This window comes from Roseovarius tolerans (assembly GCF_028885395.1).
Taxonomy (GTDB): domain Bacteria; phylum Pseudomonadota; class Alphaproteobacteria; order Rhodobacterales; family Rhodobacteraceae; genus Roseovarius; species Roseovarius tolerans.
Window position 1 is genome coordinate 2,748,222 of sequence record NZ_CP118494.1, and the last position, 12,389, is coordinate 2,760,610.

At 64.8% G+C, this 12,389-nt stretch carries 12 protein-coding genes; 1 reads left to right on the top strand and 11 read right to left on the bottom strand.

What is annotated here, in order from left to right:
* The first annotated feature begins 175 nt into the window (after nt 1-175).
* Nucleotides 176-646 carry a DUF411 domain-containing protein gene (locus PVU19_RS13530; protein ID WP_050662998.1) on the top strand — a complete coding sequence of 157 codons (471 nt, stop codon included), beginning with the start codon at nt 176-178 and terminating at the stop codon, nt 644-646.
* Nucleotides 647-667: 21 nt separating this feature from the next.
* On the opposite strand, the gene PVU19_RS13535 is transcribed toward PVU19_RS13530, so the two are convergent.
* The 11 genes from PVU19_RS13535 to PVU19_RS13585 all read right to left on the bottom strand — a co-directional run bounded on the left by PVU19_RS13535 (nt 668) and on the right by PVU19_RS13585 (nt 12,384).
* Complete coding sequence (locus PVU19_RS13535) at nt 668-2,311, bottom strand: acyl-CoA synthetase (RefSeq protein WP_050663019.1); 1,644 nt, start codon at nt 2,309-2,311, stop codon at nt 668-670.
* A gap of 8 nt (nt 2,312-2,319) precedes the next feature.
* Nucleotides 2,320-3,123 carry an enoyl-CoA hydratase gene (locus PVU19_RS13540; RefSeq protein WP_050662997.1) on the bottom strand — a complete coding sequence of 268 codons (804 nt, stop codon included), beginning with the start codon at nt 3,121-3,123 and terminating at the stop codon, nt 2,320-2,322.
* A gap of 21 nt (nt 3,124-3,144) precedes the next feature.
* Nucleotides 3,145-3,594 carry an OsmC family protein gene (locus PVU19_RS13545; protein ID WP_050662996.1) on the bottom strand — a complete coding sequence of 150 codons (450 nt, stop codon included), beginning with the start codon at nt 3,592-3,594 and terminating at the stop codon, nt 3,145-3,147.
* Between the two features lie 12 nt (nt 3,595-3,606).
* Nucleotides 3,607-4,779: a glycine cleavage T C-terminal barrel domain-containing protein gene (locus PVU19_RS13550; RefSeq protein ID WP_050662995.1), complete on the bottom strand. Its 1,173-nt coding sequence runs from the start codon at nt 4,777-4,779 to the stop codon at nt 3,607-3,609.
* Between the two features lie 161 nt (nt 4,780-4,940).
* On the bottom strand, nt 4,941-5,435 hold the full coding sequence (locus tag PVU19_RS13555) for an Lrp/AsnC family transcriptional regulator (protein WP_050662994.1): 495 nt from the start codon (nt 5,433-5,435) through the stop codon (nt 4,941-4,943).
* Nucleotides 5,436-5,585: 150 nt separating this feature from the next.
* On the bottom strand, nt 5,586-6,983 hold the full coding sequence (locus tag PVU19_RS13560) for a M20 family metallopeptidase (RefSeq protein WP_050662993.1): 1,398 nt from the start codon (nt 6,981-6,983) through the stop codon (nt 5,586-5,588).
* Nucleotides 6,980-8,563 (bottom strand): gamma-glutamyltransferase, encoded by a 1,584-nt coding sequence (locus PVU19_RS13565; protein WP_050662992.1) that lies wholly within the window; start codon nt 8,561-8,563, stop codon nt 6,980-6,982. The genes PVU19_RS13560 and PVU19_RS13565 overlap by 4 nt, the downstream gene beginning before the upstream one ends.
* Nucleotide 8,564: 1 nt before the next feature.
* Nucleotides 8,565-9,563, bottom strand: a complete 999-nt coding sequence (locus PVU19_RS13570) for an ABC transporter ATP-binding protein (protein WP_050662991.1) — start codon at nt 9,561-9,563, stop codon at nt 8,565-8,567.
* Complete coding sequence (locus PVU19_RS13575) at nt 9,560-10,558, bottom strand: ABC transporter ATP-binding protein (protein WP_050662990.1); 999 nt, start codon at nt 10,556-10,558, stop codon at nt 9,560-9,562. Before PVU19_RS13575 ends, PVU19_RS13570 begins: the two co-directional genes overlap by 4 nt.
* Nucleotides 10,559-10,562: 4 nt before the next feature.
* Nucleotides 10,563-11,465 (bottom strand): ABC transporter permease, encoded by a 903-nt coding sequence (locus tag PVU19_RS13580; protein WP_050662989.1) that lies wholly within the window; start codon nt 11,463-11,465, stop codon nt 10,563-10,565.
* A 1-nt stretch (nt 11,466) separates the two neighbouring features.
* Complete coding sequence (locus PVU19_RS13585; RefSeq protein ID WP_050662988.1) at nt 11,467-12,384, bottom strand: ABC transporter permease; 918 nt, start codon at nt 12,382-12,384, stop codon at nt 11,467-11,469.
* Nucleotides 12,385-12,389 lie beyond the last annotated feature (5 nt).

Genomic DNA, 12,389 nt, shown 5'->3' on the forward strand with positions numbered 1-12,389 from the left:
AGCAGATCCCGTCGCCGCGCAGCCCTCGCATGAACGAAGGGTGCGGATGATCTGCGTTGAACGTAAAGGCGGAGGCCCCGAGGTCAAGGCACAATCCCCCGTAGCCGGACCCCACCCGCCATTGCATGCCGCGCCGCTTGCCACGATACTCGGACCACCAGCACAGGAGATCGCCATGTCCCGTCTCACCCGCCGCAGCCTGATCCTCGGCGCCGCCAGCCTGTCGGTTGCCGCCCCTCACCTCGCGCGGACCGGGGCGATGCCCACCCTCCACGTCCTCAAGGACCCGAACTGCGGCTGCTGCGAGGCATGGGTGCGCATCCTGCGCAGCGACGGCTTTGAGGTGACGACCGAAAACAGCCTCGGAACCGCCCTGATCCGGCACAAGATGGCGGCGGGAATTCCGCAGGCCATGATGTCCTGCCACACCGGCGACATCGACGGCTATGTGATTGAGGGCCACGTGCCTTCCGCCGATATCCGCCGCCTTCTGGCCGAACGACCGCAGGCCGTGGGCCTCGCCGTGCCGGACATGCCCTATGGCTCTCCCGGCATGGGCCCCGAGGACCGGCGCGAGGCCTATGACGTGTTCCTGATCCACCACGGTGGTCGCACCGAGGTGTTCACCAGCTACGCGGCGGCCTGATCCCCAGGCGCATCACGCGCATCACGCCACCGGGTGCAGCGCCAGATCCCTCGCCTGATCCCGCAGCACGAATTTCTGGATCTTGCCGGTCGAGGTGCGCGGGATATCCGTGAACACCACCTTCCCCGGCACCTTGTATGGGGCCAGGTGATCGCGGCACCACGCGCGCAGCGCCTCGGCCTCCACCGCCTGCCCCTCGGCCAGTTCGACAAAGGCACAAGGCGTCTCGCCCCATTTCTCGTGCGGCATGGCGACCACGGCGGCAACGGCCACGGCGGGATGCCGGTAAAGCGCCTCCTCCACCTCGATCGACGAGATATTCTCACCACCCGAGATGATCACATCCTTGGACCGATCCTTGAGCTGGATATAGCCATCCGCATGCACCACGCCGAGATCACCGGAATGAAACCAGCCCCCGGCAAACGCCTTTTGCGTCGCCTGCGGATTGCGGAAATAGCCCTTCATCACAACGTTGCCGCGAAACATCACCTCGCCCATGGTCTCGCCATCGCGCGGCACCGGGGTCATGGTCTCGGGGTCCATCACCTGCAACCCCTCCAGCGGCAGATAGCGCACCCCCTGCCGGGATTTCAGCCGCGCCTGTTCAGGCCCCGGCAGATCCGACCACGCGCCGTGCCATTCATTGACCACCGCCGGCCCATAGGTCTCGGTCAGCCCGTAGAGATGCGTCACGCCAAAGCCCGCCGCCTGCATGTCCGCCAGCAGCTTTTCGGGCGGCGGCGCGGCGGCGGTGAAAAACTGCACCTCATGCGCTAGAGCCCGCCTTTCGCCCTCGGGAGACGAGATCAGCAGCGACATCACGATGGGCGCGCCGCACAGATGGGTCACCCCCTCCTCGGCCAGCGCCGCCCAGATCGGCTCGGCGCGCACGTGCCGCAGGCAGACATGCGTGCCGATGATCGCCGACAGCGTCCAGGGAAAACACCAGCCGTTGCAGTGAAACATCGGCAGCGTCCAAAGATAGACGCTGTGTTTCGCCATCGAGGTGGTCAGCGCATTGCCCTGCGCCAGCAGATACGCGCCCCGGTGATGCGACACCACGCCCTTGGGATCGCCCGTCGTGCCCGAGGTGTAGTTGATCGAAATCGCGTCCCACTCGTCCTCTGGCATGAACCATGCAAAATCGGGGTCGCCCTCCGAGACGAACCACTCGTAATCCAGAACATCGTCACAGCCGCCCGCCCCGGTGAATTCCGCATCGTCATATTGAATCACCAGCGGGTCGACCTGTGCCAGCGCCAGCGCCTCCTGCATCAGCCCCATGAATTCGCGGTCCACGATCACCACCCGCGCCATCGCGTGATCGAGCTGAAAGGCGATGATCGCGGCATCGAGCCTTGTGTTAATCGAATGCAGCACCGCGCCACACATCGGCACGCCGTAATGGCATTCCAGCATCGCGGGCGTATTCGCCAGCAGCGCCGAGACGGTATCACCCCGCCCGATCCCGGTGCGCGACAAGGCCGAGGCCAGTTGCCGCGACCGCGCGTAAAACTCCGCATAGCTGCGCCGCAGGGGGCCGTGCACAATGGCCGTGTGCTCGGGATAAACGCTCGCCGCGCGCTCCAGAAAGCTCAGCGGGGTGAGCGGCTGATAATTCGCCGGGTTGCGATCAAGGCCAGTGTTATAGGGGTTCTCCATTCTGTCGATCACTTGTCCTGCCACGCGGGCGCGCGTTTCTCGATAAAGGCACCGATGCCCTCTTCGGCATCATGCGCCAGCATGTTCTCGACCATCACGGTCGAGGCATAATCATAGGCCGACGCCAGCGGCATCTCGCGCTGCGCGTAATAGGCGCGCTTGCCGGTGGCCAGCGTCATGCTCGATTTCGAGGCGACCTTGCGCGCCATTTCCATCGTCACCTCGCTCAGCGCGTCATCCGCCACCGCCCGGTTGACCAGCCCGATCTCGGCGGCGCGCGCCGCCGGGGTCATGTCCCCGGTCAGCAGCATCTCCATCGCGTGCTTGTCCGCCACATTGCGCGACAGCGCCACCATCGGGGTCGAGCAAAAGAGCCCGATATGCACCCCCGGCGTGCTGAACCGCGCGCTCTCGGCGGCCACCGCCAAATCACAGCTTGCCACCAGCTGACAGCCCGCCGCCGTGGCCACGCCCGTCACCTCGGCGATCACCGGTTTGGGGCAATTCACGATCGCCTGCATCACGCCCGAGCATTGCGCCATGACCCGCGCGAAATAGGCCCGCCCCCGGTCCGGTGCGTCGCGCCCGGCGGTCATCTCCTTGAGGTCATGGCCCGCGCAAAACGCCGGGCCGTTTGCGGCCAGCACGATCACCCGCACCGCCGCATCCTCACCGGCTTGGGCAAATGTCCGGCCCAGTTCGGCCAGCATCGCCTCCGACAGCGCATTGCGCCGCGCCACGTCATTCAGGGTCAGGCGCAGAACGCCGTCATTGCCCAATTCCCGCAACAGAATGTCACCACTGTCTTGCACAGATCACCTCCTTCGGAAGGGTCAGAGAATGTTGATCTCCACGCTCTCGGAGAGCGTGTTGGCGATAAAACAATAGCGATGCGCCCGGTCCTGCATCTCGGCCAGCGTCTCGGCATCGACCGCGAAACCGGTGTCGAACCGCACCACCGGATTGAGGTCGATCCGCGTGACCGACATCTGCCCGCGTGCGTTCTTGCCCAGATGGGCGACCGCGTAGTCGTGATAGCTCGCCACCGGCCAGCCCGCCTTGGCCGACAGCGCCAGGAACGTCATCATGTGGCAACTCGACAGCGCCGAAGCGAGCGCCTGTTCGGGGTTGGTATGTTCCGGATCGCCGCCCCAGTCGGGGGCGGCGTCCACCTGCATGTCATACGCGCGGTTATATTGCACGGTATGCGCGTTCGAATAGCGGCCGGCCTGCAAGACAGGCTCGGCGCGCTGCCAATGCAGCTCGATGGCAAGGTCCGACATGTGACGGTCCCTTTACGCGGTGGCTTGGGCAGGTTTGGTCGCGCCGGTGGCGGCCAGCTGCTTGCGCGGGTCGAAGAACGGCTTTTCCACAACGGTGGCGGTGGTTTCACCGCTATACGTCATGATGTTCAGCTCGGTGCCCAGTTCGGCCGCCTCAACCGCCACCATCGCCAGCGCGATGTTCTTTTTCAGGCGCGGCGAGTAGACCGCCGAGGTTACCTTGCCCACGGTTTCACCCTCGTGGTTGATCGTCCAGAAGGCGGTGTTGGGGCCGGTCATCGGCTCGCCATCAATGATCAGACCGACCTGCTTGCGGGCCACACCGTTGTCGCGGATGCGCTGCAACGCAAACTTGCCGATGAACTCCGCCTCCATGTCGACATTGACCAGACGATCCATGCCCAGCTCGAACGGGTTGGTGGTGATATCGGCATCGGCGTGATAGCTCAGCATCCCGCCCTCGATCCGGCGAATGGTCGAGGTGTGGCCCGGCTTGAGGCCAAAGGGCAGGCCCGCGGTCATGATCCGCTCCCACAGTGCATCGCCCCGGCTGCCGTCGCGCAGATAGAGCTCATAGCCCAGCTCGCTCGACCAGCCGGTGCGCGACACGATCAGCGGAATACCGTCCAGATCGACCTCGCGCAGCCAGTAATAGCGCAGGTCCATGATCTCGTCGCCAAAGAGCGCGCGCATGATCTCGCCAGACTTCGGCCCCTGCAATTGCAGCGGCGAAACATCCGGCTCGGAGATCGTCACATCAAGGCCCGAATGCACCGCCACGCCCTGCGCCCAGAGCATGATATCGCTGTCGGCCAGCGACAGCCAGAAATGGTTCTCGCCCAGCCGCAGGCAGATCGGATCATTGAGGATACCGCCCTCGCCATTGGTGATCAGCACGTATTTGCACTGGCCAACCGCCATGGTCGACAGGTCGCGCGGTGTCAGCATCTGGGTGAACTTGGCGGCGTCCGGTCCGGTGATCTCCACCTGCCGCTCGACGCCCACATCGCACAGGATCGCGTCGTTCACGAGGTTCCAGAAATTCTGCTCCGGATCACCGAAATCGCGCGGGATATACATATGATTATAAACCGAAAATCCCTTTGCACCCCAACGCACGGTGGCGTCGAAATAAGGCGACTTGCGGATCTGCGTGCCAAAGCCGAAATCATGCGGTTGCGTCATGTCATTCCTCCCATGCGCCGGTCCCAGCACCCGCTGAAACCTGTGTGTCGATGGGCCGTGTCTAACGCTTGTCGCCACGTCATGTGTTCCGAAAAACGGCCCAAAACGAGACCTCTCGTCCCGATTTCGAGCCATGCGAAAGACCGAATGGTCGCGTGCGCCTACCGCGCCGGTCGGTGGACCAGCTTGGACAGATTCGGCGTGCTGCGCTTCACCTGGCGTGTCGCGAAATAGGTGATGTAGCGGTCGATGCTCAACTCCGCCGACAACAGGTCATCCATCAGCGCCTGAAACTGCGCGAGGCTGGGCACGAACACGCTCATCACGTAGTCCATCCCGCCGCCCGTCGCGATGCAGTCGGTGATCTCGTCGACACCGCGCACATGGTTCTCGAAGCGTTCGAAATCCGCGCGCCGGTGATGGGTCAGCGACACGGTGACGATCACCTGCGTGACATCGGTGATCCGCTCAAGCGCGATATCGGCGTGATAGCCGCGAATATACCCCGCCGCGCGCAGCCGCGTCAGCCGTGCCCAGCACGGCGTCGGCGACAGGTTCACGATCTCGGCCAGCTTGGTCTTGCTGATCTGCCCATGTTTCTGAACCGCGCTGAGAATGCGAATATCGGCCGCATCAAGCCCTTGTCTGTCGTTCATTCGGGAACTCTCTCTGAGCCGCACCCGGACATGCGCCGACAACAGGCATGGGCCGGGGCAAACGCACCTGCCCCGACATTGACGTGGGAAAACGACTGTGGCGCAATCCTTTGCGACCACTTGCAGGACAAGAGCGTCCAGAACGCCCCCTCAGCCCTGCGCCGCAGGCAGCCCCTCGCCCTCACCGATATCCCAGAACAGCCCCGCCATCAGCCGCAGCGCATCGCGGCAGACGGGTTTCAGGACATGCTCATCGGGCGCATGCTGCGAACAGCCGCGATAGGAATGCGGCACCCAGACCGTAGGCAGCCCGAGGATTTCGGCAAAGGCGTCATTCGGCAACGACCCCGCCAGATTGGGCAGCACATGCGGCGCCTGCCCCGAGGTCCGCTCTAAAGAGGCAGCGGTGAATTTGACCCAAGGATGATCGGGATCAAGCCGGGTGGCGCGGAAAAACCCGCGATCATGCGGCACGATCTGCACACCCTCGAACCCCTGCGCATCCAGATGCCGCCGCAGCGCGGGCAGGATATCCTCGGGCACCGTGCCCACCACGTAGCGCAACTGACAGGTCGCACGCGCATGCGCCGAGATGGCATTGACCGGGGCCTCCGGCACGCCGCTCTTCATCGCCAGAATGGCAAAACTGTTCCAGCCATAGGCGCGCTCGGTGGGCGTCAGGCTTTCCTCGCCCCAATCGGGGTTGATCGCCGGGCCGTCGCCGCCCTCGATCGGCAACCCGCCCAAGGCCGCGCGCACGCTGTTGCTCAGGCTATCAGGCCGCCATTCGGGGATGCGGATCTGCCCGCGCGCATCGGTGATCGACGACAGCGCCTGCGCGAGGATCATCGCCGGATCGGCCAGCAACCCTCCCCAATTGCCCGAATGATGCGCCCCTTCGCGCAGATCGACCACCAGATCGAAGGTCACGCCCCCGCGCGAGCCCATGAACATCGTGGGCGTCTCGGGCTGCAACCGCGGCCCGTCCGAGGCGATGAGCACATCCGCCGAGAGCGCGTCCTTGTGGCCGGCAAAGAAATCATGCAGCCCCGGCGATCCGGTCTCCTCGCCGGTCTCGATCACGATCCGGCAGTTGAACCCCAACTTCCCGCGCGCCGCGATCACCGCCTCCATCGCCGCGATATTGATCAGGTGCTGCCCCTTGTTGTCAGCAGTGCCGCGCCCATAAAGGCGATCACCCTCCTCGACCAGTTTGAAGGGATGCAACCCCTCGCGCCACTGATCGGTCTGCGCGCGAATGACATCGCCATGCCCGTAACTCAGGATCGTCGGCAGGTCGTCGCCCTCATGCCGTTCCCCCACCAGCAGCGGTCCCGCCCCCGGCGCGGGATTGTCGTGGATGGCACAGGCAAACCCCATCTCCGTCAGCCGGGGCAGCATCGCCTCTTTCAGATAGCGCAGCAATTCGGGGGCCTGATCGGGGTTCTGGCTCTCGGTCTCATAGGCCACCAGATCGGCCAGATCGCTCTGAAACCGGCCCTCGTCGAAGTAATCGGAAATCGTGGTGATCGCTGCATCTCTGGTCATGTTGGTCCTGTCTTTTCTTCTGAAACGGCGTCACCCCAGGGTGACATGATCTCGGTGCAGCCGCTGTTCACCGCGCCCCGCCGCATCACCCCCGCAGGGCAGGCAAAGGCATAGGGGAACGGGCTGCGCCGGGTGGTATGCACGGTATGCTCGGCGCGCAAACGCGCCAGCACCGCATCGGGCAGCGTCTCGTCGGCGACCACCGCCGCCCCGCCCGACACATCAATGCGCGGATGATGAAACGCCGCCCCGATCTCCATCCCGTAATCGGCGACAAACGACGCCATCTGCACCATCGCCGAGACGATCTTGCGCCCGCCCGAGGCACCAAAGGCAAAGCGCGCGCCGCCCGCCCCGCCCACAATCGGGCAGACATTCATCAGGCAGCGTCTACCGGGGGCCAGCGAATTGGGCCGCCCCGGCACCGGGTCGAACCACATGATCCCGTTGTTCATGGTGAACCCGGTCGAGGGCGACACCACCCGCGACCCGAAAATCGACAGCAGCGTCTGCGTCTGCGCCACCATGTTGCCCTGCCGGTCCACCACCGAGAAATGCGTGGTGCAGCCCGCATGCGTCTCGCTCTCGCCGGTATCACCCATGGTCGCCAGCCGGTCAGCATAGGCGGCGTTCAACCCGTCCGCGTAGGCGGCAAACCCGTCGGCACCGGGCTGCACCCCCATGTCCCTGCCCTCCATCACCCGCAGGGCATCGGCAAAGGTCGGCCCGGCGGTCAGCCCCGGCAGAACGTCGAACCGCGCACCGCGATACGCGACGCGCAGCGGGTCGCGAAACACCGCCTCATAGCCGCGCAGATCGTTATGGCTCAGGCTGCCGCCCTTGGCCTGAATGTCGGCGGCCATCGCCGCCCCCAGATCACCATCGTAAAGCGCCCGCGCGCCATGCCGCGCGATCTGCTCCAGACTGTCGGCCATCCGCGCCTGATCCAGCCGCTTTTCCGCCAGCGCCGTCCAGCCCGAAATCGTCGGCCACTGCCCGTCCTCCAGAAAGAGCGCGGCGGCATCGGCATCCTTGGCCAGTTCCCGCGTGGTCGACGCGATGATCAGCGCGGCATACCAATCGACCAGCATCCCCTCGCGCGCAAGGGCCACGGCAGGCGCCAGCAGATCGGCCCATGGCATCCGGCCATAGCGCGCATGCATCCGCCCCATCCCGTCCACCAGCCCCGGCACCGCCACGGCGGTGGCACCCTGTACGTTGCGGTCGCCCTCGACCTGCTCCCACGGGAAAAGATCGCCTGCGATCCCCTTACCCGTCAGCGGATAGTCGGCGGGATCAAGATTGACGGGCGCGCGCATCCCGTAGTCGAGCGCCTCGGCCCGGCCCTCATCGGCACGCCACAGCATCAGCGCACCACCCCCCGCCGGGCCGCTCATCCACGGCTCCAGCACGCCGATGGCAAAGGAGGTGGCAATCGCGGCATCCACCGCGTCACCCCCCGCCGCCAGCACATCGGCCCCCGCCTGCGCGGCCAGCCGGTGCTGCGCGGCAACGATGCCATATTCGGTCTCGATGACGGTCTTGGTCGTGGTCGCCGTGCGCGACAGGTTCACCGACATGTCACGCCGCCTTCGGATTATGCATCGGGCTTTCAGGGTCGTGCAGGTGGCACTCCACACGGCCGCCCGGGGTCTCGACAGGGCGCGGTGCGGTGGTCTTGCACAGCTCCGTCGCCATCGGGCAGCGCGGGTGAAAATGACAGCCCGACGGCGGGTCGATGGGGTTGGGATAGGCCATGCCAAGCTGCGTATCGGGCACGCCCAGCCCCGGCTCCGGCGTCAGCACGGATTTGAGCAGCGCCTGCGTATAAGGATGCGCGGCCTCGTCAAACAGCCCCGCGACACCCGCCTCCTCGACGATGCGCCCCAGATACATCACCGCAACCCGCGTCGCCAGATGCTCCACCACGGCCAGATCGTGGCTGATGAACAGATAGGTCAACCCGAACTCGCTGCGCAGATCGCCCAGCAGATTCAAAATCTGGCTCTGCACCGACACATCCAGCGCCGAGGTCGGCTCGTCGCAGATCACGATCTCGGGCTTCATGATCAACGCCCGCGCAATCGCCACGCGCTGCCGCTGCCCGCCCGACATCTGGCTGGGAAAGGTGTTCATCACCCGCGCGGGTAGCCCCACGATATCGAGGATCGAGCGCACTTCCTTTTCCCAATGCGCACGGTCACCGATGCCATGCACGCGGAGCGGCAGCGACACGATGTCAAAGATGCTCTTGCGCGGGTTCAGCGACGAATAGGGATCCTGAAAGATCGGCTGAATCCGCCGCGCCAGCGTCATGCGGTCCTGCGCGCCGATCTCTTCACCATCGACCAGAACCTGCCCCGCCGTGGGGGCCTCCAGCCCCAACAGGATCTTGGCCAGCGTGGACTTGCCACAGCCCGACTCGCCCACCAGCCCCAGCACCTCGCCGCGCGGCAGCGAGAGCGACACGTCGTTGACCGCCGTCAACGGCCGCGCCGTGCCGAAAAGGCCCTGCTTGACGTGATAGGTCTTGGTCACGCCGCGCAGTTCCAGAACGGCGGATGCAGATACTTTGCTCATGCGGTGACCTCCTCTTCGGCGTGGCGTTTGCCATCGGGATGAATGCAGCGAAACATATGCGTGCCCTCTTCCCGGCGCGGGATATCCGCCTTGCACTCCGCCTGCGCAAACGGACAGCGCGTGCGAAACGCGCAGCCCTGCACATCACCGATCAGCGACGGCACGATGCCCGGAATGGTGCCCAGGGTGCTGCCCCGCTCGGTCTTGCCCGGCTGCGGAATGCAGCGCAGCAATCCCCGCGTATAGGGATGCGACGGCGTGTTGAACACGTCGGTCGCGGGGCCGGTCTCCACCAACTCGCCCGCATACATCACCGCCACCTTATCGGCCACACGCGCGACCACGCCCAGATCATGGGTGATCAGGATCATCGCCATGTTCATCTCGCGGCCCAGATCATAAAGCAGCCGCAGGATCTGGGCCTGAATCGTCACGTCGAGCGCAGTCGTCGGCTCGTCCGCGATGATCAGTTCCGGCTCGCACATCAGCGCCATGGCGATCATCACCCGCTGCCGCAACCCGCCCGACAACTGATGCGGATATTGCCCCAGACGGCTGCGCGCGGCGGTGATTCCGACCTTTTCCAGCAACTCGATGGCGCGCTCCCGCGCCGCCTCGCGGCCGACGGATTTGTGCAACAGCAGCGCCTCGGTCAACTGATCGCCAATCGTGTAGGCCGGGTTGAGCGAGGTCATCGGCTCCTGAAAGATCATCGCCATCCGGTCGCCGCGCAGCGCACGCATGGCGCGCGGCTTGGCGGTCAGGATGTCCGTGCCATCGAAATCCATCCGGTCGGCGCTGCGCCGGATGGTCTTGCCCAACAGGCCCATCAGCGCCAGCGAGGTCAGCGACTTGCCCGACCCGCTCTCGCCCACGATACACAGCGTCTCGCCGCGCATCAGGTCGAAATCAATGCCGCGCACCGCGTGCAATGTGCCACCACCAACGGGAATATCCAGCGTCAGGTTACGCACGCTCAGCAGGGGGTTCTCCATGGTCTCAGCTCCGGTTTTCGGGGGCGGTGACGTCGCGCAGACCGTCACCCATCAGGTTGATCGCCAGCACGAGGATGAACAGCACGGCCCCGGGGATCAGCACCATCCACGGCTCGAACAGCATCATGTTCTTGCCCTCCGACACCATCAGGCCCCAGCTTGGGGTGGGCGGCTGCACACCGAGGCCAAGAAACGACAGCGCCGCCTCCAAGAGGATCGCATGCGCCATCTCCAGCGTCACCACGACGATCAGGTTATTGGCGATATTGGGCATGATCTCCGACAGGATCACCCGCGGGGTCGAGGCCCCGATGGCCCGCGCAGCGGCCACATATTCGCGGCCCCGCACCTGCAAGGTCGAGGCGCGCATCACCACCGCGAACCGGTCCCACAAGAGCAGGCCTAGAACCACGATCACCACTTGCAATGATCCGCCCAGAATGGCCACCACGGCAAGCGCCACCAGAACCACCGGCATCGCCAGACGCACATTGATGAGAAACGTCACCACCATGTCCACGCGCCCGCCAAAGTATCCGGCGGCCACCCCCATCGCAGTGCCGATCACGCCCGAAATGAGCGCCGCGATCACCCCGATCATCAGCGACACCCGCGCGCCGTAGATCAGCCGCGACAGGTAATCGCGCCCGAGGTGATCAGTGCCCAGCGGATGCTCCCAGTCACCGCCCAGAAACACCGGCGGCTCCATCCGCGTCATCAGGCTCTGCGCATAGGGGTCATGCGGGGCCAGGAGCGGCGCAAAGATCGCGACCAGCGTGAGGAACAACAGCACGACCAAGCCGATCATCAGGCCCTGATGGCCGAACACGCGCTTGCGCAACATCTGCCCCGGAGTCGGGCCGGTGATTTCTGCCAGAATGGGATCCTGCGTATCAAGTTGGGTCATCTCAGCTGCTCCGCATACGGGGATCGAGCCAGGCATTCAGCACATCGGCCAGAAAGGTGAAGACGATGTAGAACATCGAGAAGACAAGGATCAGCGCCTGCACCGTCGGCAGGTCGTTGCGCGCGATACTCTCCCACGCAAGGAACCCCGCGCCGTGCAGCGCAAAGATCGACTCGACCACAATCGAGCCGCCCAGCATGAAGCCCATCTGCACCGCCGCCAGCGACACCACCGGGATGATCGCGTTGCGCAGCGCGTGGCGAAACAGCACCCGGCCCTCCGGCGCACCCTTGGCCCGCGCGGTGCGGATGTAATCCGACGACAGCACATCCAGCATCCCGGCCCGCGTCAGGCGCATGATCGCGGGCATCGCGTAATAGCCCAGCACGATGGTCGGCATGATGAAATGCGCAGGTGTAGACGCACCCGAGGGCGGCAACCACCCCAGTTGAATGGCAAAGATCACGATCAGGATCAGGCCGAACCAGAAGCTTGGCATCGCCTGCCCTGCCACCGACAGGAACAGCGCCACCCGGTCGATGATTGAGTTCGGGCGGATCGCGGCGGCCACGCCCAGCGGCACGGCGGTCAAGAGCGCAAAGGTGATCCCGCAAACGCCCAGCGTCATGGTCACGCCCAGCCGGTCGACGATCAGCGATGACACCGGCAGACGGAAATAATAGCTTTCCCCAAAGTTGAACTGCAACGCAGAGATCAGCCAGTCGCCGTATTGCACCAGCATCGGACGATCAAAGCCATAGAGCTTGCGGATCGATTCGATATCTTCGCCGCTTGCGGTCTCGCCCGCCAGCGCCGCCGCCGGATCGCCCGCCATGAACAGCAGGCTGAAGCTGATGAAGGACACGGTAAAGGCCACCAGAACGGCAAGGCCAAGTCGTTTGAGAATGAATATGAGCACGGGCA